The sequence below is a fragment of the Nocardioides sp. genome (assembly GCF_016462705.1).
In the GTDB taxonomy this organism is placed as follows: domain Bacteria; phylum Actinomycetota; class Actinomycetes; order Propionibacteriales; family Nocardioidaceae; genus Nocardioides.
In genome coordinates this window covers 1-24890 of record NZ_JAEMSS010000045.1, presented here as the reverse complement: position 1 = coordinate 24890, position 24890 = coordinate 1, and the positions used below count along the sequence as shown (strand labels likewise).

Genomic DNA, 24890 nt, shown 5'->3' with positions numbered 1-24890 from the left:
CCGTCGTAGTTCTTGACGTTCTCGTGGCCGAGGAGCTCCTTGAGCACGAACCAGGTGTGCGAGGAGCGCTCGCCGATCCGGCAGAGCGCGATGGTGTCCTTGCTGTCGTCGAGGCCCGCCTCGGCGTAGAGCGCCTTGAGGTCCTCGTCAGACTTGAAGGTGCCGTCGTCGTTGGCCGCCTTGGACCACGGGACGTTGATCGAGGTGGGAACGTGCCCAGCACGCTGCGCCTGCTCCTGCGGCAGGTGGGCCGGGGCGAGCAGCCGGCCGGCGTACTCGTCGGGGCTGCGCACGTCGACCAAGTTGTGCACGCCGATCGCAGCAACGGTCTCGTCGCGGAATGCCCGAATCGAGTGGTCCTGCTCCTGCGCGACATAGGTCGTCGGCGGCCGGTCCGGCAGCTCGTCGGTCAGCTCGCGGGAGTCGAGCTCCCACTTCTTGCGGCCGCCGTCGATGAGCTTGACGTCCTGGTGGCCGTAGAGCTTGAAGTACCAGTAGGCGTAGGCGGCGAACCAGTTGTTGTTGCCGCCGTAGAGCACGACTGTGTGGTCGTTGCCGACACCGCGCGAGGACAGCAGCGCCTCGAACTGCTCCTTGCTGACGAAGTCACGACGCACCTGGTCCTGCAGGTCCGTCGTCCAGTCGAGCTTGATGGCGCCCTTGATGTGGCCCTTGTCGTAGGCCGTGGTGTCCTCGTCGACCTCGATCAGGACGATGTCGGGGTTGTCCAGGTTGTCCTCCACCCACTGGGCGGAGACGAGAGCGTTCTCGCGGGTCATGTCTGTCGTCCTTCTCTGTTGGTGAGTTCGGTTCGAAAACTTGCGTGGCTTCGAGACGGTCGCTGCGTGACCTCCCTCAACCACCGGGGTTAGGCGGGTGCCAGCCGTTTGATGAGCAGGTACATCTCGCAGCCCAGGCAGAACCGGAAGACCGCGTTGAGCACGGAGGCGACCAGGGCCAGGCCGAGAGCAATCTGGGCGACGAGGGTGGCGCCGGCGGCGAAGCCGATGACAGCGACGACGGTGAACACCAGGCCGACCGCCTGGGCGAACCGCGGCGGCGCCGGGTCCTCCAGCTCGGGGGGTGGTGCCAGCCGTGGGCGAACCAGCGTGCGGAAGAGCCACGCCTGCGGGGTGTGCTGGACTCCACGGGTCGCGCCGACCGCGAACAGCGCGGCCTGAACGGCTGCGAGTACCACCCCCGCTGCCGGTGGCAGCAGGAGTGCGGCCGCCACGGTCACCGCGGTCAGGGCTGCGACGAACTGCGGGCCGCGCGGGTCGATGCCTGCGCGAGCGCTCGGCGCGGCGACGCCCACGTTGGACGGCGTACTGACAACGGACATAGTGGCTCCTGCGAGGTGCACGTGAGATGGGTGGCCGCGGACGCGGCGGGTCTTCTCAGCAGGAGCGACAGAGGCTGGAGCGGACGCGGCAGTGGTCCACTGCGCGTCGCTTAGTCAGCCAAGTCGTACTCATCCCGACCAAGGTAGCCATGTCAGGCCTTCCCCTCCGAACGCGTGTCTCAACTAATGGACATGCGTCTCGAATATCAAGACCGTCGCACCGGCTACTGTCCTCTCGTGCGACGCGCGTTGATCACTGGAATCGGCGGTCAGGACGGATTCATCCTGGCCCGCGACCTCCTCGCCGAGGGGCGGCAGGTCATCGGGACCGTTCGCCCGGGCACCATCTGGCGCGCCGACGTGATGACCTACCTCAAAGGGCTCGACGGGCTCGAGGTCGTCGAGCACGACGTGCGGGACGGCGTTGGCTTCGGGCACCTCATCGAGAAGCACAACTTCGACGAGATCTACAACCTCGCGTCCTTCAGCTCGGTCGGCCTCAGCTGGGACAACGCCGAGCTGGTCTCGGAGATCAACGGCATGGCCGTGCTCCGGATGCTCGAGGCGCTGCGGCTCTACCAGGACCGGCACGGCTCGGCCCCGCGGCTCTACCAGGCCTCGACCTCGGAGGTCTTCGGGTTGGCCGACGAGCAGCCGCAGACCGAGACGACGCCGCACCACCCGCGCAGCCCGTACGCCGTGGCGAAGAGCTTTGCGCACCACCTGGTGGTGAACTATCGCGAGAGCTACGGCCTCTTCACGAGCAGCGGCATCCAGTACAACCACGAGAGCCCGCTGCGCGGCGCCGGCTTCGTCACCCGCAAGATCACCCGGGCGGCCGCGGAGATCACCCTCGGCCGCAGGGACTCTCTCAACCTCGGCAACCTCGACGTCCGTCGCGACTGGGGCCACGCGCTCGACCACGTCCGTTGCATGCGGCTGATGCTCGAGGCGGACGACGGCATGGACTACGTCGTCGCCACCGGCGCCACGCACCGGCTGGAGGACTTCCTCGAGACGGCGTTCGCCGCGGCGGGCATCGGCGATCCGTGGCGTTACGTGCACCAGGATCCCGACCTCCTGAGGCCCGCGGAGGTGATGGAGACGCGGGGTGACGCCACCAAGGCACGGGAGCAGCTCGGGTGGGTCCCGGAGATCAGCTTCGACCAGATGATCGAGGAGATGGTCCGGGTCGAGCTGCGCCGCGTCGAGACCGGCGTCGAGCACTCGCTTGACTACGTGCCGACTCGCTGAGGGCTTCAGGCGACGGGCACCTCGACTTTCACAGGGTCACTCTTCCCGTACTTCGTCACCGCCACGATGGTGGCCGAGTAGGTGCTGGCGTTGCGCAGTCGCTTGAAGCTCGCGGAGCGGGACTTGACGGTTCGGGTGATCTTCTTCGACCCCAGACGCAGGGTGACGACGTACTCCTTCACCTTGACGCCCCCGCTGTAGATCGGCGCGTTCCACGCGACCTTCGCCGTGCCGGGCGCCGGGGATGCTCCGGACGCCGAGGTGACGGGCATCGGCGCTCCCCGGCGGACCTTGAGCAGCACGGACGACGTGGTGACCGCTCCCGAGCTGCGAATCTCGTAGAGGCCCGACTTGGAGGCGCACACCGTCAGGGTCAGTCGGCCTTGCCTGTTGGTCTTGCCGGACAGCTTGGCCCGGCAGACCTTCTGCGACGCGCCCTTGGGTGGCACGATCGTCACCTTGGCCCTGGCGCCCTGGGGTCCCCGAGCGGCCAGGCGGGAGGAGCCCGCGACCTCGATCGGGATGGAGACGGCATCGTCCTGGTTCGCTGTGAAGCTCGCTGCGTCGACCTCGAGGTAGGGCATCTCTTCGAGGGTGACGACGGTAGTGCCCGAGTTGACCGGGACATTGCGCACGTTCTGGACCAGCACCCCGTCGTCGTAGGTGACCGATGCCGACAGGGGACCCGAACCGTAGCCGCGGGCGACGAACCTTCCGTTGTCGTCCGTGGCACCTGAGAAGGAAGGGCTGGCGGCGCTGAAGGAGAATCCCGCGACGGTGGCGCTCGCACTGAGCCCGGCGACCGACACGCGGGCATCGGGGACCGGCACACCGTTCGGCAGCCGCACCTGGATCGTCCGGGCGCTCTGCGACGGCGGGGCGGGGACCACGGCCCCGATCGACACACTCTCACCGAGCTGGACAGACCAGGCTCCGGTGACCGAGTCTCCACCCGGGACCCGCCCGCCGTTGAGCGTGACGACGCCCGGTCCGGCAGGGGTGCGCAGCAGGTCGACGACTCCGAGCTGGGTGAGGCCGAACGCCTGCGACGACGCGAACCGGCCATCCACGGTGCGCCAGGAGACCGCGCCGCCCGTCACCGGTTGTCCACCACTGACCACGGTGAGGCGGGTGGTTCGAGTGCCGCTCGTCGTCGCGTTCACGACGTTGGAGGCCACGCTGTCCCCGGCCGCAGAGCCCGCAACCACGCGGACGGCGTAGGACGACGCACCCCCGAGGTTGGACAGCGTGACGGCGGTTGCACCGGCGGCAGTCGTTGCCGCGGTGGTCCAGCCTCCATTGACGAGTCGCTGCACCGTATAGCCCGTGACCGGCGATGCGTCGGGAACGGAGGCATCCCACGCCAGGTCGACACTCGTCGATGTCGAGCCCGTCTGTCGGGCAGCCGCGGGGGCTGAGGGAGGCTGGGCCGTGCGAACCACGTCACCGCCGCCGATGTCGGCGGGCGCCACCGAGCCGGCGCCCCAGCAGCGCACCACGCCGGTGTCCAGGAGCACGCACGTGCGCTCGTTGGCCGCGTCCAGCTCCTGGACCGCCGCCAGACCCGGCACAGCGGCGGGCGACAGGCTCTCGGCGACTCCGCCGATGCCCAGCTGGCCAGCACTGTTCCCACCCCAGCAGCTCACGGTGCCGGAGACCGACAGCGCGCACGCGTGCTTGTCTCCGATGGCCAGCTGCGCTGGTGACGTCAGGGCTGTGACCGGCGCCGGCGCACTTCGGTCGGTCTTGGTGCCGTCTCCGAGCTGGCCGCTCTCGTTCGCGCCCCAGCAGAGGACCGAGCCGGTCTCCAGCTCAGTGCACGACTGGAACTCGCCCGCAGCCGCAGCCACGGCGCTGTCGATCTCGTGCAACCCGCTGCCAAGCTGGCCTCGGTTGGGGAAGTCAGGGTTACCAGAAACGAAGAGCCCGAAGCACTGGATCGTCTTGTCGGCCAGCACCGCGCATGCGTGGTTTCTACCGGCGCTCACGTCAACCGGTTCGCTGCCGAAGGAGCGGGACTGCGCGTAGCCGTTGTTGAACCCAATCGCTCCACCCCAGCACGACAGGCCGGTGGATGCCAGCGCGCAACCGATCCCCCGCCCCATGGTCATCAATTCGCTCGCTGGAATGTCCGGCCTGGCCTGGGGCAACGGGTACGGGTTCGGACTCCCCGCGGGATCAGGGTTGACCATCCAGCCGTAGTTGGAGCCCCAGCAGTAGACGGACACCTCCGTGCTCGCGCAGGTGTTCTGCCAACCCGCGGCGAGGGAGATCACGCCGGACAGTCCGGCGACCTTCGTCGGTACGTCACGCGCGGTCAAGGTGCCGTCGCCGAGCTGACCCTGACTGTTGCTGCCCCAGCAGTAGACCTCACCACGGGTATTGATCGCACATGTGTGATCAATACCTACGGCGAGCCCGTGAAAGGCGAGATCGCCGGCCAACTGCCACTCGGAATCGCTGCCGGCGGCTACGGCCTTGACCCGCAGTCGATAGGACTGGGCTTGGTCGAGGCCGGTCAGCATCGCCTCGGTCGCGGTCGAGACCCCGTCTCCCACGGATTGCCACGGGGAGTCGCCAGCCTTGACCTGCACCTCGTAGTCGATCACCGCGTCGGGGTTGAGCGCGGGGGCATCCCAGTCCAGGCTGATGGAGCCCACGCCACGGTCAACGACGCGCACCTCACGGGGGACCGAGGGGATCCCCGTCGGGTCGGCCGTTGCCGGGCCAGCGATCACCTGTGTACCCAGGAGGCAGAGCCCGCCGACTGTGCACGCCGTCAAGAACCTGCGCATTTTTGCTCCCCGTTTTCTCCGCGACCCATCCGCGGTCCCACGGGCAGCCTTCACGAAACCCCTTGCAGCGACAAGGCGTTCGTCGACAAATGCCGAAAAGGGACTAGCCCGGCACCGTGGCAGGTGACCCGGAGGTTGTCACAGAGCCGACAGCGCCGCTTCCACCTGATTGCGGCGAGGTGCGCCGCTGGCGCGGGTGTGCTCGCGGCCGGTGCGATCCAGGATCAGCGTCGTCGGGGTCCGCAGAATGCCGAGCCGTCGGACCAGGTCGAGATGGTGCTCGGCGTCCACCTCGATGTGGGTGACGCCGTCAGCGCGGGCGGCAACGTCGGCGAGCACGTGCCGCGTCGTACGGCACGGTGCGCAGAACGCGGAGGAGAACTGCAGCAGCGTAGCCCGCTCCCCCAGCTTCCCGGCCCACTCAGTGTCGGCCAGGAGTGACTCGCTGACCGGCGTGGCCGGGGGCTCCGGAGAGGCAGCGCGGAGCCGATGGGTCCCGCGGAACCGGCCGTCGACCGCGGCGCGGTAGAGGCCGAACCCGAGCGCGACGACCACCGCGATGATGACGATCCACGCGCCGGTGCTCATGATCGCAACAACCTACGGGGCGGTAACAGCATTCCGCAGCGCTAGGGGTCGGGGCCGACGCCGACCTATGCTCCTCGAGGCTGCCGGTGGGGCGATGCGGGGAGGCATCAGGCGGCGGCCGTCACGGGGGGAGCGCTCGAATGAGCGGGTCGCGTCATCGTTGGCACGGCAGGGAGCGTGGTTCCGCTGCCGTGCGGGTGAGTGCGCTGGCATCCGTGGTCATCACCGGCATGGTGGTCGGACTCCCGGTCGCGCTCTGTCCCAGCACCTCCGGCCCCGGTGGTGCGGGGCCTGACGCCAGCGCGACGTCGCCTGTGCCGGCCCCTGCCTCGCCGGCTGTGGCCTCGGAGGTCGGGCAGACTCGGACCGGTGCCAACTCCGACACGACTCTGCTGCAGGTGCGCAAAGTGCTTGCTCCCGCTGACCGGTCAGCGCCGGATGGCCGGGAGTGGTTCGGGATCCGCGCTCGGACCTGTATGCACCCTGACGCCCGCGCCAGTGGGCGGGTGCCGTGGTCGGCGTGGGTCGTGGTCACAGGGTCGGGGCTCAGCTATGCCGGCGAGCGGGTGCCGTGGGACGACTTCCCGCCGCAGCAGTACTCCACCGATGAGGTCGCACCTGGCGAGTGCAACGTGGGGTGGGTGCTGGTGTCGGTGCCTCGGGGGTCATTCCGGGAGGTCGTCACGGTTGCGTTCCGGCCCTTCACCGCTGGTGCGGTCGAGTGGGCGGTGTGAGCGGCGGGGGTTGCGTGCCCCGCCTTCCTTCGGTGGTCTCGACGGGCTCGACCAGCGGGGGTTGGGTTCCAGCGTCGGCTTACGGGGTTTCGAGGCTCGTCGCTGGAGCTCCTCCCACCTCAACCAGCGATGGCTCAGCCGCCGGCGAAGGGCGGGAGGAACTCGACCGAGGCGCCGGGGTGGACCTCGACCTGGTCGTCAGCGCGGGTGCCCACGGGCTCGTCGCCGATCAGGACGGAGCAGGCGCTCAGGACCTGCTCGAGGCGGGTGTCGGGATGTAGGGCGACCGCCTCGCGGCGGACGTCGGCGAGGGTCTGGGGGCCTGTCACGCGCAGGAGATCCTCGGCGGTCCCGGCCGCGGCTTTTGCTGCGGCCCAGTAACGGACCCGGATGACGTTGGTCTCATCCACCGATTGGATCCTTCCAATGCGTCGTCGGCGTTACCTAGGATGTGAGTGTCGCACCGAGGCCCAGCGCTGTGTTTCGGTCCCACTCCAGGACGGGGAGGACCACCCGTGAGCACTCTGCTCCTTCTCACCAGCGCACTCCAGCCCTCGGCCGAGGTCATCCCCGGCCTCGCGCTGCTCGGCCACCAGGTGCGGATCCTGCCCGCTGAGGGCAGCGCCCTGCTCGAGGCGCCGGACTCCGACCTGCTGCTCGTCGACGGCCGCCAGGACCTCGCGCACGCCCGCGACCTGTGCCGGCTGATCCGGACGACCGGCACCGACGTACCGGTCCTGCTGATCGTCACCGAGGGCGGCTTGGCGGTCGTCAACCACGACTGGGGCATGGACGACGTCGTGCTGCACACCTGCGGCCCTGCCGAGCTCGAGGCGCGGATCAAGCTCTCCATTGGCCGGCTCATCGCGCAGCGTGAGGCCGCCGACCCCGACGCGCACGTCATCCGGTCCGGTGAGGTGGTCGTCGACGACGCGACCTACACCGCCAAGATCGGCGGCCGGCACCTCGACCTGACGTTCAAGGAGTTCGAGCTGCTGAAGTTTCTGGCCCAGCACCCCGGCCGGGTGTTCAGCCGCCAGCAGCTGCTCCAGGAGGTCTGGGGCTACGACTACTTCGGCGGCACCCGCACCGTGGACGTCCACGTCCGGCGGCTGCGCGCGAAGCTCGGGCCGGAGAACGAGACCCTGATCGGCACGGTCCGCAACGTCGGCTACCGGTTCGTGGTGCCGGCCAAGGAGGCCGCGATGCAGCAGCAGACCGAGCAGCCGACGCAGGTGCGGTAGTCCCGCGTCGGCTCCGTTCCTCAGCAGGAGGAGCTGGCCGAGCTCGAGGCGTCGCCAGGCTCGATGCCCGGGGTGACGCTGACCGCGACGTCGCCGGTCTGGCCGGGGCCGCCGCGCATCCGCCAGGCCAGGTCGACCGTCTCCTGGGGTCCCAGGAAGACGAATGTCGAGGCCACCGGCCGTCCGTCGTGCACCACGACGTCGAGGTCGGCCAAGATCTCCTCACCGTTGAGCGTGACTCGCTCGAACTCGCCCTCGACGGGGGCGTAGAGCCGCACCGCCACCAGCTGGGAGCCCGGCTCGAGACCGGTGTTCCCTCCCCCGGTGACATAGTCCGGCAGGGTCTCGCCGGCATCGGCCGGCGCGACCGATCGCAGCCTCGCCAGTCCGTCGAGCACCTGGGCGTCGCCGCTGCACGAGGTCGAGTCCACCCGGACCTTGGTGCGCAGGAAGTAGGACATCTTCGACGCGGTGGTGTCGTTGAGGTAGACGCCCACCTGGGGTCGCTCGGTCGGCTCCTTGACGAGCTCACCGGCGACGTCGGTGCCCGCTAGCGCGCGCTGCTCCTCCTCGGCGAAGCTGTGCACGTAGAGCCGGTTCTCGTCACCGGCATCCCCCAGCGCGCGCAGGATCGCCTGTGGGTCGCCCACGCCGGAGGTGACCTTGTCGAAGACTGCCCGCGTCACCTGCTTGAAGTACTCGTCCTGGTCCGCGGGGATCTCGTTGCGCAGGTAGACCTGGTGCAGGAGCTCGTCGACGGCGTTGTCGCTGTTGATCTCGACGTCTCCGGCCTGGACGGGACCGGTCACCGCCAGCAGGTAGGAGAGCGCGACCGGGTCGACCGCGAGCACCCCGTCGATCTCGTCGTCGAACTCCTGCTCCCACCGGGCCTTCATCAGGTCGGCGGTGCGGGGGAAGTCAGGCGTGAAGTTCGCGTCGAGGAAGAAGATGCCGAGCTGGGGGCCGTAGATCTGCTCCTCGGCCTCGGTCAGCGGGAGCACCGGCTGCTCGGTGTTGCCGAGTGACGACGCGGCCACCTGACGGGTGAGGGCGAGCCTGCCGTCGTTCACGTTGAGCACGCTCACGGCACCGGGAAGCCCGCCGGTGGATCGGACCTCGGCGTTGTTCTGGAACACCAGGAGGTAGTTGCGCTCGCCGGACCGGCCGAGCATGTCGGGCATCACCTGGAGGGCGGTGTCGGCGGTCTCGAGCGTGCCGGCCGCGTCACGAACCCGGCGGGCGAGGTCGCGGTACTTCGACTTGAGCGGTCCGGCGTAGGACGACGAGTCCTCGCCATCGAGACGGGTGGTGGCCTCTGCGAACGCAGCGTGGGCGCGGGCCACCGGTGCCTGCAGGTCGGCCAGCCGGTCGACCGGGACCTGCCCCTCGCGCGGCAGGAAGGACTCGAGGTCGGCGGCCTCGTCGACCAGCGGCCTCAGTGCCTCGTCGGTCAGGTCGTTGATCACATCGGTCGCCACCCGCACGCCCGTGACGTCGTCGCCCAGCACGGGAAGCCGGGCCAGGGCGCCGAAGGTCACGCCTTCGGTCCGGTCGTGCGCGGCGGCGGTGTGCTCGTCCAGATCGTCGAGAGCTGCCTCCGCGGCAGGCTGGTCGCTGCCCTCGAGGGCGGCCTCGAGGTCCGAGGCCGCGTCGACGGCGGCGTTGAGGTCCTCGTTGACCCGCCAGGCCTGCCACCCGGTCCAGAGGCCTAGGGCGAGCATCACGACGAAGGCGCCGAGCAGGCTGAGACGGACGACCCGGGATCTCACGGCGGCAACCTATCCATGTCGGAGAACGGTCGGTCGGTCGGGGACCGCGACCGCAGGGCGCAGCACGAGGGGCCCCCTCAGGTGAGAGGGCCCCTCGTCATGCTGCGACGCGCTGGGCTCGGGTCAGGAGACGACGTCGAACCCGCCGGAGCCGAAGGAGTTGATGAACACCGAGTTGTTGGGAGCCTTGAACGCGGCGTCGATGTTGTAGCCGCCACGCTTCTGGAGCCGCGAGGTCTTCACGCACACCTCGGAGCCGTTGTAGGGCTTGGACTTCTTGAAGAAGTAGCCGCCGGCGTTGCGGGTGACCTTGACGACGACGCGCCCGCTGGGCTCGAGGTTGCTGCCCCGGGCGTTCACGGTCACGCAGATCTGGGCCTTCTGACCCTGGACGACGACGCCAGGGCTGTCGACCTTGGTCCGGGTGGCGACACAGCCGGCGTAGTTGGTGGGTGTGCAGTCCGCGGACGCGGTGCCACCGGTGGCGACCACCAGGCCCGCGGCCATGAGAGCGGCGGTGAACAGTGCCGCGATCAGCTTCTTCATTGTGGAACTCCCCGCTGTCGACGTTGCCGTCGACGGATGGCTGGTGGGCTAACGGTGACTAGACAATCACAGGTTCCCGCGAACCGCACCCTTCACGCCTATCTGAACCCTGGATCTCACCCGAACGGAGGCCGGATTTAACCTCATGGTTACGCAGGCTCCCTCTCCGGGACCGTCACGCGGACCACCACTGTAGGAACTCTGTGGCGGGCTGTCATGTCACCGGAACCGGCACCTGACCCGACGTCTTCCGGCTCGGCCAGGCTGGCGCACGGGACGCTCGGGAGGGGTGCGCCGATGTCGAGGAGCGTGGCGCTGGCGACGCGGCTGACGCTGGTGGAGGCAGCCGACGTCGTGGGTGGAGCCTTCGCGCTCCTGCACGGTCGGGTCGAGGCCATCGCGACCGTGGGTCTCGAGCACGAGATCGACGGGACGGCGACGCTCGCCGTCCTGGGCCGCCGGGAGGCCCTCCTCAACACCTGGGCCGTGCAGGCGTACTTCTACGACCTCGGCGGCACCCGCGGCGTCGAGCTGGTGGCGCTGGGCGAGACCGGTCTCCTCCGCATCGTCGGCGGAGTGAGCCGCCTGGCCTGCCTGTCCAGGAGCATGCGGCGGATGGACGCGGTGGTGGCGGCGCTGCGCGATCGTGACCCCCTCGCCCAGCTGATCGCCTGACCCGGGGCCCGCTCGGCTCAGAGGAACCCGTCGAGCTGCGCCTGGCGCACGATGCTGTGCGCGTTGCCGAGCACGACGCCCTGCTCGCGGTAGCTGGTCACGATCCGTTTGAGGTACTCGCCGACGGTGTTCTCGCTGATCGCGAGCCGCCGGGCGATGCTTCGCCGCGGTACGCCGCTCGCGATCAGCTCGAGGATCTCGACCTGGCGCGCCGAGAGGGTGAGCACGAGATCGCTCTGCTGGACCAGCGCATTGGCGACCGGGCCCGAAAACACCAGCTCGCCGGCGACCGCGCGCCTGATGGCTCGGGCCAGGGACTCCTCGGGATCGGCCTTGAGCACGAGACCGCTGGCCCCGGCCTGGATGGCCGCGGCGATCGGCACCGGGCGGTCCTCGCTGGTGAAGATCAGCACCTTCCGCGTCTCGGTGACCAAGTCGCTGACCTCGTCGTGGGGCGAGCGAGCTTCCGGCCGGCCGAGGTCGAGCAGCACCACCTGGGCGTCCGCGCCCGGGCCCTCGAGCAGCTCGTCGACTGAGCCGACGATCGCCACCACGTCGAGTCCGGGATCGCTGGCGGCGAGCAAAGCTTGGACGCCGCGCAGCACCACCGGGTGGTCGTCGATCGCCGCGACGGTGATCGGCGGGGTCATGGGCGCTCCTGGGCGTCAGGCGTGTCCGCGGTGTACGGGGTCAACGAGATGATCGACGCGAGGTCATCCTCGTCTACCTCGACCGCTCCGCCGCGCACCACGTCGAGCATCGCCGCCCTGTCGGACACCTCCAGTCTGGGGCGAACCACGACCCGCAGTTCCGGCGTGGCCTCCTGGGGCAGGGAGATGGTGATGTCGGTGTGCCGGTCGCCTGTGGCGAGGACGCTGAGGATCTGCTCGAGCTCCGGCGGCACCGGTGACCACTCGTGGGTCGCCCGGACCCGGACCCGGGTGCCCCGCCTGCGGGCCGTGGCGATGAGCCGCCGGACCTCGGGGCTGATCTGCGCCGGGAGGGCGAGCTCGTCACGGATGGCCAGGGCCAGCACCGGGGCCTGGCGCTGGACCGCCTGGTCGTCCGGGTCGAGGTCGCCGTCCGCCACGGCGTCCAGGAACGGCCTGACGTCGCTGTGCAGCCACGCGTAGTGGGTCTCGATCACCCGTTGCCGTGACTCGGTCGCCTGTGTCAGGGCGAGCGCCGCGGCGGCGGCGCGCTCCTCGGTCTCCGCGGTGCGTCGCACCCGGCGGACCGCTGACACCCCATAGGCGAGCAGCCCGACGAACATCGGGGTCTGGGTGATCGGTGCGAGCACGTCCAGGGGCCGGACGCTCGGGTCGACGACGGCGGCGACCGCCACCACCGCGCTCTCGACGACGGCGAGCAGCAGGACGGGCAGGAGCGGGCGCGCCATCGCCAGGATCAGCACCGGGAAGCTGGCCAGCCCGACGACCCAGCACTCGAAGCCGAGGAGGGCGCCCGGGCCGGCCAGGTAGAGGCCGGTCGCCAGCAGGGCCGGGAGCACCACGAAGGCGCCTGTGTGGAGGGCGCGCAGTACTGACGGCCACGGGATCGCGAGGACGCAGCAGGCGCCGTAGGCCAGGACACCGGCGTACACCGCGACGTTCGTCCAGGCCGGCCTCGACTCGAAGGGGTAGCGGACGGCCAGGAAGAGGCCACCGGCGAACAGCGCCCCGGAGAACTCGGCGGCGAGCGTGCGCGGACGCGTGTAGACCCGGCTCACCTCGGCCTCGCCGCGGTGCGGTCCGCCGGCCGCTCCTCCGCCCGGCTCCTCGGGCGACCACTGCAGGACGACCCGGGTGCCCCGCTCGGGGGAGGCGGCGACGGACGCGGAGCCGCCGACCTCGCGGAGCCGGGTGGTCACCGAGTGCCGCAGGCCGAAGCCCGCGGCGGATCCGGGTGGTAGGCCGCGACCGTGGTCCACCACCTCGACCCGCAGGCCGCCGCCGGGTGTCGTGGCCAGGAGCACCTCGGCCCGGGCGACGCCGGCGTGCCGGCCCACGTTGCGCAGCGCCTCGGCCACCGCCCCGCTCATCGCCTCGGCCACGCCCCCCGGGACGGCCACGGGGTAGCCGGGGTTGAGGTGCCGGGCGCGGGCGGTGACCCCGGTGCTCGCGGCGGCGGACTCCGCCTCCGCCTCGATCCGCTGGTGCAGCAGGAGGTCGGTGGTCGCCGGCGTCGCGGCGACCGGGTCGGCGGCCAGCTCCCGCACGGCGTCCGCCGCGTGCCGACAGCGCTCGCGGAGGGTCTGCCGGTCAGCCGGAGCCGCGCCGCCGGGCTGCGGCTGGGCCCGGGCGTGGAGGAGCAGGAGCAGGGCGGTCAGCACCCGGTCGTGCAAGGTGCGCTGGGCCGCGATCGTCGTCCGCTGCTCCGCGGAGATCCGGGCCTGCAGGCCCTGCTCGGTGATCGCCCGCCTGTGGGCGTCGTCGGCGCGCCGGGCCTCGACCTCCAGCTGCCGGAACAGCACCCAGATGGCCAGGTCGGAGCTGGCCAGCAGGACGGTCTCGTCGAGCGAGGCGGCGAGGGCCCGGTCACCCAGCCCCACCGAGCAGGCGACGTAGACCGCGCCGGCGCCGGCGATCGCCGCGGGGACCGCCGGACCACGCAGGGTCACGATGTAGACCAGGAACGTCGCCGCCAGGATGAAGAAGCCCGGGTTGGCGTCCCCGCCGGTGCCGTCCGCACCCTGGAGCGGCGAGGGCTCTGCCGCGGTCAGCGCCAGCAGCAGCGTGAACGCCAGGGCGTCCTTGCGGTCCACCTCGCCACGCAGCCCCCTGGCCCCGGCGGCCAGCAGGAAGACGACCCCGGCCACGGCCGGGACGGTGACTCCGCCGGACGAGTCGCCCGCCGCCACGAGCGACCGGATCTGGAGCAGCGCGACCACGAGGCAGAACCCGGCGAAGACCCGGGCACCGGCACGGCGTACGCCGCGCTGCCACGTGTCGAAACGCTGCTCCACAGGAGCCTCCTGCAGGGCGTCCCCGCTCACGCCGGCAGTCGGTGCCGATACGAGCAACCCTGCTGCCGTCCATCCAAGCAGAGGCAGACCCTCGGCAGCTGCGCCGACGTGTGGGGTCGGTCACCGGAAATGGCGACTGCCCGGGCGCTCCGCAGCCGACCAGACTGACGCTCGCACGGGGGGTCAGGACGAGATCCACCGAGGACGTGACCAGGCCGGGTGCTCGTCAGGCTCGCCGGCCGCCGACCCGGTGGGCCTCGTCCTGATCGTGCAGGCCGGCCGCCGGATGGTCGCCTACTAACGCAGCGGGCGGACGTGCAGGCCCACCTCGGGATCGACGACGACCTCCTGGGTCGCAGGCATGCCGTCGGCGGTGAGCTCCGCGGAGACGTCGACGTTCCGCTTCAGCAGCGCCAGCGCGATCGGGCCCAGCTCGTGGTGCCGGGCGCTCGAGCCGACGAACCCGACAGTCTTGTCACCGAGCCGGACGTCAGCACCCGCGGTGGGCAGCCGGTTCTCCGTGCCGTCGAGGTGCAGCAGCGTCAGCCTGCGGGGCGGGCGGCCGAGCGTGTGCACGCGGGCCACCGTCTCCTGGCCGCGGTAGCAGCCCTTGTCGAGGTGGACGGCGCTGCCGATCCAGCCGACCTCGTTGGGGATGGTGCGGTGGTCGGTGTCCAGGCCGAAGCGGGGCTCGCCGCGGGCGATCCGCAGCGCCTCGAAGGCCCAGGTGCCGGCGGCGGGGCCGGCCGCCTCGGCGTACGCCGTGAGCCGGTCGCGCGGGACCAGCTCGTAGGGGTCGTCGACCCGGCTCGGCCGCCAGGCGACCGCCAGCTCCGCCGTCACGTCGGTGATCTCGACACGGGTCATGAACTTCATCCGCTCGAGGAACTCGACCAGCGGGGCGGCCGCGCCGGGCTCGGTGTGCAGTGTGAAGGCGGTGCCGTCGTCGGTGCCGCGGAAGGCGTGCTCCACGTGGCCCTGGGGGCTGAGGATCAGCGCCTGCGTGCCCGTGCCAGGGGTCAGCCCGGTGAGGTGCTGGGTGGTCAGCGAGTGCAGCCAGGTGAGCCGGTCGGGGCCCTCGATGCGGACGACGTCGCGGTGCGAGAGGTCGACGAACCCGTCGAGCTGCTCGAGCGCGCGCTGCTCCCGGTTGAAGGAGCCGTAGTGCGCGGCGACCGGCGCGTCGACGCCGTCGCCGGCGACCGCGCCGGGCAGGTGGAGCAGGGGGCTGGTCATCCGGTGCACTCCTGACAGGTGCCGAACACGGTGAGGTGCCCGACGTCGACGGTGAACGAGTAGTCGGCGTCCAGGCGGGAGGTCAGCGGCTCGATCACGTCCGGCTCAACCGAGATGACCGTGCGGCAATTCCGGCAGACCAGGTGGAAGTGCTCGTGGTCGCGCACGGAGTGGTACGTCGGCGCCCGGTCGGACAGGTGCGCGTGCCGCACCAGGCCGAGCTCCTCCAGCACCTCGAGGGTGCGGTACACGGTGGAGACGTTGACCGCGTCGCTGTGGGTCCGCACCTCGGCGAGCACCTCGTCCGGGGTGGCGTGACCGAGGGTGTCGACCGCGTTGAGGATCAGCTCCCGCTGCGGCGTGAGCCGGTAGCCGCGCGTGCGCAGCGTCTCCCGCCAGTCCTGGTGGGTCATCCCCCCAGCGTGCCACGCCGGGGAGCCCCGGTCAGCGGCCGACGTCGAAGCCGTGCGACCCGCTCGAGGAGTTGAAGAGCGACCCGTCCTTGGGGAGGAACGTGACGTGGAGCGTGTAGCCGCCGGTCTTCTGGAGCTTCTTGGTGCGGATGCACATCTTGCCGCCGAAGTAGGGGACGGTCCGCGCGAACCGGAACTTGCCGACGTTGCGGGTGACCACGAACCGGAGGTCGCCGGACGGCTTGACGTTGCTGCCCACCGCGGTGGTCGTGCCGCACACGGTCGCCCTCTTCTTGCGCGCGACGACCTTGGGGCCGGACGCCTTGGTCTGGGTGTCGACGCAGCCGGCGTAGCTGGTGCACACCGCCTGTGCGCTGGTGGCCGTGGCGACCTGGAGGCCGGCGGCCATGAACAGGGCCGTGAACAGGCCGATCAGGGTCTTCTTCATGCGCTGCGGTGCTCCCCATGAGTCGGGTCGGGATGGTGACGGTGGCCCGGAACCGTGCGTAGCCAATCACGACTTCGTGCCGTCCACAGCAACATTGCGTCAACAGGACGTGTCGAGCTCTGCGTTGCCGGTCTGGGTCAGGTGCGCTGCAGCCTGGCCCAGGTGTGCGGCTGGAGCTCCTGCCCCATCGCGGCCATGTCGTAGGCGTAGAGGAGGTCGCCCTCGACCAGGCCGTAGAGCCGCTTGCCGGCGACGTACTCCTTGGCCGACTCGGTGCGGACCACGGCGTCGGTCACCACCTCGAACTTGGCCGTCTCGGCCTCGCCGTGCCAGATCTCGACGAACCCGGTGTTGTGCGCCAGCAGCAGCTCGAGCCGGCCCTCGGGCCGGCAGCGCAGGAAACCGGTCTCAAGCGCGGCGTCGCGGATCTTCTCGCCGTTGTCGTCGATGATCCACGCGCGGGCGAAGTAGTGGAAGAACGGCCGGCCGTCGTGGGTGAAGATCAGCTCCTGGCCGAACTGGTAGGGCTCGATCGTCGGGTAGTCCCCGTGCCCGTTGCCCCGCCAGGTGCCCAGCAGCCATGCGACCGGCGCGCAGTCGGGATGGAGGTTGTCGGGGAGCTCGAACGCCACCGGGTCACTCTAGGGCGCGCGTCGGGTCAGGGACGGCCACCGCAGGAGATCACGAGTAAACACCCCAGCGGGACGGCGAAGTCGATCAGCGGGGGCCACTCGAAAAGGCGTTGTCCTTGGGGTCATCGCTTAACAAGGTCGCGTCTCCTCGGTTCCAGGTCAGCGGCGGCGGTGCTCTCATCACGCCCGGCCGTCAGCATGACTGCCAGTACAGACCACGTCAGCCAGTCCGGCAAACCAAACGACCAGGGTCGCTCGGTGATGCCCGCGGCTAGCGCGGGTGCCAGCACGAAGGTCAGCACGCGAACCTCGGTTCGCCCCTCGCGGACGAGGAAGTACAACCACAGTGCGAACAACGCTAGCCCCACAATCCCGCCTGCGTAGAGCACGTCGATCCACTGGTTGTGTGCTGAGTAGATTGCTGCCTGTCCGATCGCGCCTTCCTGGACGAGCCGGGCCCACCCAGACGCGCCGAATCCCAGCCAGGGTTCATTTGAGAGCCGTTCTAGCGCCACGGTCCACAGGTAGCCACGGGTCGTGAACGAGTTCTGGTCGATCCACGGCGCGAACGGCAGCGCCAAGCCGATGACCGCTAGAGCGCCGATAAACAACCGCCCGAAGGTTTCGCCCGCCGGGTATCGCGTCTCGTTCGCGGGTCGTAGCAGAGGGATGAGGAGGAGTGCTGGCACGACAGCCACCAGTGCCGTGCGGTTCCCCGAGAGGTAAATCATGGTGAGCACGCAAGTTGTCAACACCAGTCGCACTCGGCCCGTGAAGGCCAGGTAGACGAATGGGAATGACAGCGCCAAAGCCAACGCCAGCGCGTTCTCAGACTGGGTGACCCCCGTGATGAGAACGCCGAGTGGGCCGCACTTGTCTGTGCGGCAGAGGTAGGTCGCGCGCGCGGGATCAACCGCTGCGAGCACCGCGCTGGCGATCACCATCGTGACGCCAAACACGGCGGGACCAAGCCACATCGTGCGACCTCTAGGCAAGAGCATGGTCGCTACAAGCACTGCCACTAGACAGATCGACCCAGGCGTGACGACGGGCAAGCCGATACCCGCGTTCGAGATGTTCGTGAGAAGGCAAAGTGCCAGAGCGAGCAGGCCAGTCGACCTGATTTCGGGCCGCCTCGGCAGTGCCCACAAAATCAGCCCCACTGCGAGCGCCGTGATGGCGGCCAGCAAGTAATTGCGAACCGTGGTGTTGGCATCGAGGAGCAGGCGAACGTCAGCCTGAACCGTCGGGTCGTACCGAATGACGAAGCGGCCGGTGATGGCGCCGATGAAGGACGGTGCGTTAACCACCCAGGCGAACGCCAGAACGAACACCGCCGTCACGTTCCATCTGCTCTGCTGCTGCCTGAGACCTGCGATCAGACCGACAGTGGAGATAGCCGCGAGGGTCCACATCGCGGCCGTGAGCATGCGGTCACCCTACGGCGGCCGTTATGACACCGCCGCCTGACCAGCCATATCGAGGGGAAGGTTGCCGTCGGGGGACAGCCCCGCCCCGCGGCGCTCACTTCGTTGCCCCAGCATCACCGTGATCGGGCCGTCGTTGACGGAGGCCACCTGCATGTCCGCACCGAAGACCCGGCGAGCCGCGGTGGCGCCGAGGCGCTGGAGCTCGGCGCACAGAGGCGCCGTACGCCAGCTCGCTAACTCGCGCGCTGCCGCGCCCTGCTAGGTCGCACGCCGGCCCTTGCGGGAGTCGCCGTAGGGCGTGAACTGGCTGACCGCCAGGACTGGGGCGTCCGCGTCGGATGCGGACTGCTCGTCGGGGAGGATCCGCAGGTTCCAGACCTTGCGGGCCAGTCAGGTGGTCTCCGCCGGGCCGTCGTCGTGGGCGACGCAGAGGTAGACCAGCAGTCCGGGCTCCGCGAGGTGCCCGACCACCTCGCCATCGACCGTCACCGAGGCGCTGAGCACCCGCTGCACCACCGCCCGCACGCTCCCAGCGTCTCCGGTGGGTTCGAGGCTCGCTGCGCTCGCACCTCGACCACCGGTCCTCGAGCGCCGGGGGCTGTGCTCACACCTGGGCCACCGGGGCTGGCACGATGCCCGGGTGTCCGTCCCGTCACCAGATCGCCTCCTGATCACCGTCGCGCCGACCGGCGCGGAGACCGCCAAGTCGGACTGCCCGCAGCTGCCGACCACGCTCGAGGAGCTGGTCGCGACCGCCCGGGAGTGCGAGGCCGCCGGCGCCGGGATGGTCCACGTGCACATCCGCGACGACGAGCACCGGCCGACCCTCGACCTGGCCCGGCTCACCGACACGGTGCAGGCCCTGCACCAGGCCACCGACCTGGTCGTGCAGCTGTCGACCGGTGGCTCGGTGCACGACCCGCTGGACCAGCGGCTGAAGGTGCTCGACGCCGAGCCCGACTCGTGCTCGCTGACGATGGGGACCACCAACTTCGGCGACGACGTGTTCTCCAACCCGTGGCCGTTCGTGTGCGAGCTCTACCAGCTGTCGCAGGCGCGGGGCGTGGTGCCGGAGTTCGAGCTGTTCGACCTGGGGCACGTGGCCGCGCTGGAGCGGCTGCTCGGGAAGTTCGGCCTGCCGGCGGGCGGCCGGGTGCACGTCGACTTCGTGATGGGCGTGCCCGGCGGGATGCCCGGGACCGCGGCCGCGCTGGTGGCCGGGGTCGCCGCCCTGCCCCCAGAGGTCACCTCGTGGTCGGCGACCGGGATCGGCCGATCGACGCTCCCGGTGATGCTCGCCTCGCTCGCCCAGGGCGGCCACCTCCGGGTGGGCATGGAGGACGTGCTCACCATGGCCCGCGGCGTACCGGTCGAGTCCAACGCCCAGCTGGTCGAGCGGGCGGTCGACGCCGGCCGGGTCGCGCAGCGGGTGCCGATGACCACCGCGGAGACCCGGGCACTGCTCGGCCTGGACTCGCTGACCGGGGCCGTGGCGTGACCCGCCCGCTCGTCGTCAAGGTGACCTGCGGCGCCGAGGCGGCCGAGCGGTGCAACCAGGGCTTCACCGTGGCGGCCACCGCGCTGGCGGCGGGCGCCGACGTGTCGCTGTGGCTGACCGGCGAGGCCGCCTGGTTCGGCGTACCGGGACGGGCCGAGGAGTTCACGCTCGACCTGGCCACTCCCCTGGCCGACCTCCTCGCGGCGGTGCTGGCCGGCGGCCGGGTCACCGTCTGCTCCCAGTGCGCCGCCCGGCGGTCGCTGACCGAGGCCGACCTGCTGCCCGGGATCCGGGTGGCAGGTTCCGCCGTGTTCACGGAAGAGGTCCTCGGCGACGGCGTCCAGGCGCTGGTCTACTGATGTACTGAGCGCATGGGGAACATCGAGCGTCTGACCGACGCCGAGCTGGGCGAGGCCGGCGAGATCACGGGGGCCGTCTCGGCCGCGCTGGACGAGCAGGTGGTCGGGCAGGAGCGGCTCAAGACCGCGATGCTGGTGGCCCTGCTCGCGGAGGGACACCTCCTGGTCGAGTCCGTCCCGGGCCTGGCGAAGACCCTCGCGTCCTCGACGCTGGCGCACGCCGTGAGCGCGTCGTTCTCCCGCATCCAGTGCACCCCCGACCTGCTGCCCAGCGACATCGTCGGCACCCAGGTCTACGACCCGCGCGACCACAGCTTCGAGACCCAGCTCGGGCCGGTGCACGCCAACATCGTGCTGCTCGACGAGATCAACCGGGCCAGCGCCAAGACCCAGTCGGCGATGCTCGAGGCGATGCAGGAGCGGCAGACTTCCATCGGCGGCGAGGTGCACCCGCTCCCCCGGCCGTTCGTCGTGCTCGCCACCCAGAACCCCGTCGAGCAGGAGGGCACCTACGTCCTGCCCGAGGCCCAGATGGACCGGTTCCTGCTCAAGGAGGTGCTGGACTACCCGACCGCCGACGAGGAGATGTCGGTCCTCGACCGGGTCGAGGACGGCACCCTGTCCCGCGCACCCGCCGCGGTCGGGGTGGTCGGCCCCGAGGACATCCGGCGGCTCCAGTCGCTGTCGCAGCGGGTGTACGTCGACACGGCGGTCAAGCGCTACATCGTCGACCTCGTGCACGCCACCCGGAACGCCCGCACCACCCTCGGCCCGGAGCTCGGCGCCTACGTCGAGACCGGCGCCAGCCCGCGCGGGACGATCGCGTTCTTCCACGTCGCCCGGGCCCTGGCCATCCTCGGCGGCCGCTCGTTCGCGGTGCCCGAGGACGTCCGGGCGCTGCGGCACAGCGTGCTCCGGCACCGGCTGCACCTGACCTTCGAGGCGCTCGCGGACCGGGTCGCACCGGAGACGCTGGTCGACGCGGTCTTCGGCGCCGTACCGACGCCGTGACCCGGCACGTCACCCGGATCCGGGCCCGGCTGACACTGCAGGCCCACCGCCGGGTGCTCGGCCTGCTCGAGGGCGAGTACGCCGCCACGCTGACCGGCCGCGGCATGGAGCTCAACGACCTGCGCGAGTACGTCAGGGGCGACGACCCCAAGGACATCGACTGGAAGGCCTCGGCCCGGCACGCCGACCTGCTCGTGAAGCGGTTCGTCGCGCAGCGCCGGCACACCGTCGTCCTGGTCGTCTCGACCGGCCGCGGCATGGCCGCCGCGGCGACCCTCGGGGAGTCCAAGCGGGACCGGGCGGTCGAGGTCGCCGGCATCGTCGGCTGGATCGCGGTCCGGCAGGGCGACCGGGTCGGCGCGGTCAGCGGCAACGCCGCCGGGCACGTCGTCCTGCCGCCGGGCGCTGGCGAGGCCCACCTCGAGCGCGCCCTGGCCGCGGCCCACGACGGGGTCCGCCCGGACGGGCCGGACGCCGACCTCCCGGGCCTGCTCCGCCAGGTCGCCCAGCAGGTACGCCGCCGCGCGATCGTGCTGGTCGTCGCCGACGACGACGAAGCCACGCCGGAGCTCGAGGCGGCCCTGCGCCGGCTGGTGGTGCAGCACGAGCTGCTGATGGTGACCGTCGGCGACCTGGACCCGGCGGCGGTGCCGGTCGGTGCCCCGCGGTCGGTGGACGTCACCGGCGGGTCGCCGCTGCCGGACTGGGTGCGCGGCGACCCCGCGCTGATGGCCGAGCTGGCCGAGGACCGGACCGACCGGCTGGCCCGGTGGCAGACCCGGATGGCCGACCTTGGCGTGGTGCACGAGCACCTCGACGAGTCCGGCACCACCCTCGCCGCCGTACGCCGCCTGCTGGAGCGGAACAGGCATGCGCGCCGCCGATGAGCTCCAGCCCCCGGTCGGCTACGACGACCGCTGGCTGGTCCTCGCCCTGCTCGCGCTGGCCGTGGTGGCCGTCTACTACGCCGCGGTGCTCTGGTGGACCCGCGCCCGGCCGCCGCGCCTGGTCCCGGCCGGGCCGCAGACCGGCTGGGTCGCCCGGCTCGACGAGATCAGCGCGGCCGTCGCCCGCGGCGACCTGACCGCCCGGCGCGGCCACCAGGAGATCAGCCGGACGGTGCGGGAGTTCGTGGCCGAGCGGAGCGGGGTGCCGGCCGCGACGATGACCCTCGACGACTTCCGGGACCTGGGTCCCGAGCGGGTGGCCGAGCTGGTCGCGCTGACCTACCCGCCGTCGTTCTCCGCGGACGAGGAGCTGCCCGGCACCGCCTTCGACGAGGCGGCCCGGCGGGCCAGGACGCTGGTGACCACGTGGACCTGACCCTCGACCTGACCCTCGCCGAGGGACTCAGCCGCCCGTGGGCGCTGGCCGCGGTGGCCGGCGGCGTCGTCGTGCTCCTGGCCTGGTGGTCGCGCCGGCGCCGGCACCGCGGCGAGGCTGTCGTCCTGGCCCGCACGTCCCGGCTGCGGCGGCTGCCCGGCTTCCAGCGGCGGCTCCGCCGGCAGCGGCGTACCGGCCTGCTGCTGACCCTCGGCAGCCTGCTGGTGGTCGCCGGCTCCGCCGTCGTGCTGGCCCGCCCGGACGTCGTCGAGGCCGGCCGGCCCGACGCCCGGTCCCGCGACCTGATGCTGTGCCTGGACGCCTCCCCGTCGATGGCGAAGGACAACCTGGCCGTGGTCAGCGCGGTCCGCCGGGTCGTCGCGGGCCTCGAGGGCGACCGGGTCGGCCTGGTGATCTGGAGCGGCGCCGCGGTCGTGGTGTTCCCGCTGACCGACGACTACGCCTACGTCGACGAGCAGCTCGACCGCGCCGAGGCGGCGTTCAGCGGCGCCAGCGAGCGGTTCTTCGCCGGGGTCAACCTCAACGACCAGGGTGCCTCGCTGATCGGCGACGGGCTGGTCTCCTGCGTCAACCGGTTCGACCGGCCGGCCAGCCAGCGCACCCGGGCGGTGCTGCTCGCCTCCGACAACGAGCCGTTCGGCGACACGCTGTTCACGCTCCCCCAGGCCGCGGCGTACGCCGAGGAGCGGGACGTGCTGGTCTACGCCCTGGCCGCCTCCTCGCTGGCCAAGCCGCAGCGCGCGACCCCGCTCGAGGAGCTGACCGCGGCGGCCCGGTCGACCGGGGGCACGCTGGTCCAGCTCCAGGAGGAGGGCGGGACCGACCGGCTGATCGACCGGATCGACGACCTGGAGAAGGCCCGGGCCGTCGAGCCGCCCCGGCCGGTCTCCCGGGAGGCTCCCGCGCTGGGCGTGCTGCTCGCGCTGGCCGGTCTGCCGGTCCTGGGCGCCGGCTGGCTGGTCGGCCGGGAGCGACGACGCCGGGGGGCGGGCCGATGAGGTGGTTCCGGGTGGTCCGCCGGCTCCTGCTGGTGCTGGCCCTGCTCCTGCTGCTGCTGGCTCCGGGCGACCGCGAGGCCGTGGCACCGCAGGCGACGCCGGAGCTCGACGTGGTCGTCGCCGTCGACCGGACCACCTCGATGTCGGCGCTCGACGACCCGACCGGCTCCCGGATCACCGCCGTGCGGCGCGACCTGGTGGAGCTCGGCGACCAGCTGGGGCCTTCCCGGTTCACGGTCGTCACCTTCGGGGAGGCCGCGTCGGTGCGGCTGCCGGCGACCTCCGACCGGGCCAGCTACCGCGGCGAGGTCGAGTCGCTCCAGGTCGAGCGCGCCGACGACGGGGCCGGGTCGTCGGTCGGCCGGGCCGTGCCCCTGCTCGAGGACCTGTTCGCCCGGGCCGAGCGCACGGGGCCCGAGCGGCTCCCGGTGCTGGTCTTCGTCAGCGACGGCGAGAACACCTCGCCGGACGAGCAGGAGTCCTTCCGCGGCCTGGCCGACCAGACCCTCGCCGCGGTGGTGCTCGGCTACGGCACGGCCGAGGGAGCCCCGATGCCGCTGGACCGGGTCGAGCTCGACGAGACGCCACCGCCCGCGGCCACACCGGGCGCGGTCGTGACGGTCCCCGAGACCGGCGAGGTCGCCCTGTCCCGGCTCGACGAGGGCAACCTGCGGCTCATCGCCGACGAGCTCGACGCGACGTACCACCCGCCGGGCCAGGACCGGAGCATGGCCGCGGTGGCCGCCGAGCTGGCCGAGCGGGCGTACGCCGACCTCGAGCCCGGCCGCCCGGAGCGCGAGCTGCGCTGGCTGTGGGCCTTGCTGGTCATCGCGCTGGCCCTGCCGGAGCTACGGACCGGCTGGCGGCTCTGGCTCCACGGCCGGCCCGGGCGACGGGAGGCCGCGCATGCCTGACGACCGCCGGCTCCGGCTGCGCCGCCGGCTCCTCGTGCTGGGCCTCGTGCCGCTGCTGCTCGCCCTGGCCCTCAGCGTGAAGGTGGGCGTGATGCTCGGCCTTGACGACCGGGGCCGCAGCGCCTTCTCCGGCGGCGACTTCGAGCGGGCCAGCTCGGCGTTCGCGGCCAACGGGACCCTCAACGTGTTCGAGCCCTGGGTCGCGGCCTTCGACCAGGGCACCGCGGACTACCGGCTCGCCGACTACGCGACCGCCCGCGACCTGCTCGAGGAGGCGCTCCTGGGCGTCCCGGCCGCGCGCGAGTGCCTGGTGCGGATCAACCTCGCGCTCACCCTCGAGGCGCTCGGCGACGCGGGCCTCGCCGACAGCCGGCGGGACCTGGCCGAGGCGTTCTGGCGGGAGGGGATCGCGGTCCTCGACGAGGGGTCCTGCCGGGACGCCGCCGCGGACACCAGCGCCGCGGATGAGTCCGCCGCGGCAGGCAGCGTGGCGGACCGGCTCGCCGACAAGCTGGCCGACCGGGCAGACCCGGACGACCCGGAGTCGCCCGATCCGGACCCACCGACCCTGGAGGAGCTCGAGCAGCGCAACGAGGAGGCCCAGGAGCAGCGGCGCCGCAACCAGGAGACCCGCGAGGACGACCAGGAGCCCACGCCGTCACCGACGCCGACTCCCCCGCCCGAGAACCCCGACG

General features: G+C 71.4%; 26 protein-coding genes and 1 pseudogene. 12 read left to right on the top strand and 15 right to left on the bottom strand.

What is annotated here, in order from left to right; all coding sequences use genetic code 11:
• Together JHD21_RS08025 and JHD21_RS08020 are read right to left on the bottom strand one after the other, a co-directional pair.
• Window positions 1–779: sulfurtransferase (locus tag JHD21_RS08025; protein WP_292673239.1), on the bottom strand; the 779-nt coding region annotated here is incomplete at its 3' end.
• Between the two features lie 89 nt (window positions 780–868).
• Window positions 869–1342, bottom strand: coding sequence for a DUF4395 domain-containing protein (locus tag JHD21_RS08020; RefSeq protein ID WP_292673238.1), 474 nt, complete (start codon window positions 1340–1342; stop codon window positions 869–871).
• A 237-nt stretch (window positions 1343–1579) separates the two neighbouring features.
• Between JHD21_RS08020 and JHD21_RS08015 the strand changes: the two genes are divergently transcribed.
• Window positions 1580–2596: a GDP-mannose 4,6-dehydratase gene (locus tag JHD21_RS08015; RefSeq protein ID WP_292673235.1), complete on the top strand. Its 1017-nt coding sequence runs from the start codon at window positions 1580–1582 to the stop codon at window positions 2594–2596.
• Between the two features lie 5 nt (window positions 2597–2601).
• Here JHD21_RS08015 and JHD21_RS08010 read toward each other — a convergent pair whose 3' ends face one another.
• Entirely contained in the window at window positions 2602–5391 is a 2790-nt protein-coding gene (locus tag JHD21_RS08010; RefSeq protein WP_292673232.1) for a fibronectin type III domain-containing protein, read from the bottom strand.
• A gap of 138 nt (window positions 5392–5529) precedes the next feature.
• Entirely contained in the window at window positions 5530–5979 is a 450-nt protein-coding gene (locus tag JHD21_RS08005) for a thioredoxin family protein (RefSeq protein ID WP_292673229.1), read from the bottom strand.
• 527 nt (window positions 5980–6506) lie between these two features.
• Between JHD21_RS08005 and JHD21_RS08000 the strand changes: the two genes are divergently transcribed.
• On the top strand, window positions 6507–6713 hold the full coding sequence (locus tag JHD21_RS08000) for a hypothetical protein (protein WP_292673226.1): 207 nt from the start codon (window positions 6507–6509) through the stop codon (window positions 6711–6713).
• Window positions 6714–6847: 134 nt separating this feature from the next.
• Here the strand turns inward: JHD21_RS08000 and JHD21_RS07995 are convergent, their stop codons facing one another.
• Window positions 6848–7123, bottom strand: coding sequence for a MoaD/ThiS family protein (locus JHD21_RS07995; RefSeq protein WP_292673223.1), 276 nt, complete (start codon window positions 7121–7123; stop codon window positions 6848–6850).
• Between the two features lie 105 nt (window positions 7124–7228).
• Here JHD21_RS07995 and JHD21_RS07990 point away from each other — a divergent pair, with 105 nt between their 5' ends.
• Window positions 7229–7957 (top strand): response regulator transcription factor, encoded by a 729-nt coding sequence (locus JHD21_RS07990; RefSeq protein ID WP_292673221.1) that lies wholly within the window; start codon window positions 7229–7231, stop codon window positions 7955–7957.
• A 20-nt stretch (window positions 7958–7977) separates the two neighbouring features.
• On the opposite strand, the gene JHD21_RS07985 is transcribed toward JHD21_RS07990, so the two are convergent.
• On the bottom strand, window positions 7978–9726 hold the full coding sequence (locus tag JHD21_RS07985; protein ID WP_292673219.1) for a DUF4012 domain-containing protein: 1749 nt from the start codon (window positions 9724–9726) through the stop codon (window positions 7978–7980).
• A 123-nt stretch (window positions 9727–9849) separates the two neighbouring features.
• Window positions 9850–10272, bottom strand: coding sequence for a hypothetical protein (locus JHD21_RS07980; protein ID WP_292673217.1), 423 nt, complete (start codon window positions 10270–10272; stop codon window positions 9850–9852).
• A gap of 297 nt (window positions 10273–10569) precedes the next feature.
• On the opposite strand from JHD21_RS07980, the gene JHD21_RS07975 reads away from it, so the two are divergent.
• Window positions 10570–10947, top strand: coding sequence for a hypothetical protein (locus tag JHD21_RS07975; protein WP_292673214.1), 378 nt, complete (start codon window positions 10570–10572; stop codon window positions 10945–10947).
• Between the two features lie 17 nt (window positions 10948–10964).
• Here JHD21_RS07975 and JHD21_RS07970 read toward each other — a convergent pair whose 3' ends face one another.
• The 8 genes and pseudogenes from JHD21_RS07970 to JHD21_RS07935 all read right to left on the bottom strand — a co-directional run bounded on the left by JHD21_RS07970 (window position 10965) and on the right by JHD21_RS07935 (window position 18584).
• Window positions 10965–11597, bottom strand: coding sequence for a response regulator transcription factor (locus JHD21_RS07970; protein ID WP_292673211.1), 633 nt, complete (start codon window positions 11595–11597; stop codon window positions 10965–10967).
• Entirely contained in the window at window positions 11594–13912 is a 2319-nt protein-coding gene (locus JHD21_RS07965) for an ATP-binding protein (protein ID WP_292673207.1), read from the bottom strand. The genes JHD21_RS07970 and JHD21_RS07965 overlap by 4 nt, the downstream gene beginning before the upstream one ends.
• A 297-nt stretch (window positions 13913–14209) precedes the next feature.
• Window positions 14210–15148, bottom strand: coding sequence for a folate-binding protein (locus JHD21_RS07960; protein WP_292673204.1), 939 nt, complete (start codon window positions 15146–15148; stop codon window positions 14210–14212).
• A complete protein-coding gene (locus tag JHD21_RS07955; RefSeq protein WP_292673202.1) occupies window positions 15145–15561 on the bottom strand; it encodes a Fur family transcriptional regulator in 417 nt (138 codons plus the stop codon). The genes JHD21_RS07960 and JHD21_RS07955 overlap by 4 nt, the downstream gene beginning before the upstream one ends.
• Before the next feature lie 31 nt (window positions 15562–15592).
• Entirely contained in the window at window positions 15593–16009 is a 417-nt protein-coding gene (locus JHD21_RS07950; RefSeq protein WP_292673200.1) for a hypothetical protein, read from the bottom strand.
• Window positions 16010–16146: 137 nt separating this feature from the next.
• Window positions 16147–16641, bottom strand: a complete 495-nt coding sequence (locus tag JHD21_RS07945; protein WP_292673198.1) for an FABP family protein — start codon at window positions 16639–16641, stop codon at window positions 16147–16149.
• Between the two features lie 122 nt (window positions 16642–16763).
• The gene (locus JHD21_RS07940; RefSeq protein ID WP_292673195.1) at window positions 16764–18071 is read right to left on the bottom strand and encodes an O-antigen ligase family protein; all 1308 of its coding nucleotides are present in this window, start codon (window positions 18069–18071) and stop codon (window positions 16764–16766) included.
• A gap of 21 nt (window positions 18072–18092) precedes the next feature.
• Window positions 18093–18584, bottom strand: a pseudogene (locus tag JHD21_RS07935) (D-aminoacyl-tRNA deacylase).
• A 127-nt stretch (window positions 18585–18711) separates the two neighbouring features.
• Between JHD21_RS07935 and JHD21_RS07930 the strand changes: the two are divergent.
• The 8 genes from JHD21_RS07930 to JHD21_RS07895 form a co-directional block, all read left to right on the top strand.
• Window positions 18712–19569: a 3-keto-5-aminohexanoate cleavage protein gene (locus tag JHD21_RS07930; protein WP_292673193.1), complete on the top strand. Its 858-nt coding sequence runs from the start codon at window positions 18712–18714 to the stop codon at window positions 19567–19569.
• The gene (locus JHD21_RS07925) at window positions 19566–19928 is read left to right on the top strand and encodes a DsrE family protein (protein ID WP_292673191.1); all 363 of its coding nucleotides are present in this window, start codon (window positions 19566–19568) and stop codon (window positions 19926–19928) included. Before JHD21_RS07930 ends, JHD21_RS07925 begins: the two co-directional genes overlap by 4 nt.
• 12 nt (window positions 19929–19940) lie before the next feature.
• The gene (locus tag JHD21_RS07920; protein WP_292673189.1) at window positions 19941–20939 is read left to right on the top strand and encodes a MoxR family ATPase; all 999 of its coding nucleotides are present in this window, start codon (window positions 19941–19943) and stop codon (window positions 20937–20939) included.
• Window positions 20936–21826 carry a DUF58 domain-containing protein gene (locus tag JHD21_RS07915; RefSeq protein ID WP_292673187.1) on the top strand — a complete coding sequence of 297 codons (891 nt, stop codon included), beginning with the start codon at window positions 20936–20938 and terminating at the stop codon, window positions 21824–21826. The genes JHD21_RS07920 and JHD21_RS07915 overlap by 4 nt, the downstream gene beginning before the upstream one ends.
• On the top strand, window positions 21810–22262 hold the full coding sequence (locus tag JHD21_RS07910) for a hypothetical protein (RefSeq protein ID WP_292673185.1): 453 nt from the start codon (window positions 21810–21812) through the stop codon (window positions 22260–22262). The genes JHD21_RS07915 and JHD21_RS07910 overlap by 17 nt, the downstream gene beginning before the upstream one ends.
• Window positions 22253–23281 (top strand): VWA domain-containing protein, encoded by a 1029-nt coding sequence (locus JHD21_RS07905; protein ID WP_292673183.1) that lies wholly within the window; start codon window positions 22253–22255, stop codon window positions 23279–23281. The genes JHD21_RS07910 and JHD21_RS07905 overlap by 10 nt, the downstream gene beginning before the upstream one ends.
• Window positions 23278–24195 (top strand): VWA domain-containing protein, encoded by a 918-nt coding sequence (locus JHD21_RS07900; RefSeq protein ID WP_292673181.1) that lies wholly within the window; start codon window positions 23278–23280, stop codon window positions 24193–24195. Before JHD21_RS07905 ends, JHD21_RS07900 begins: the two co-directional genes overlap by 4 nt.
• A partial coding sequence (locus tag JHD21_RS07895) for a hypothetical protein (protein ID WP_292673179.1) occupies window positions 24188–24890 on the top strand: 703 nt, incomplete at its 3' end. The genes JHD21_RS07900 and JHD21_RS07895, both read left to right, overlap by 8 nt.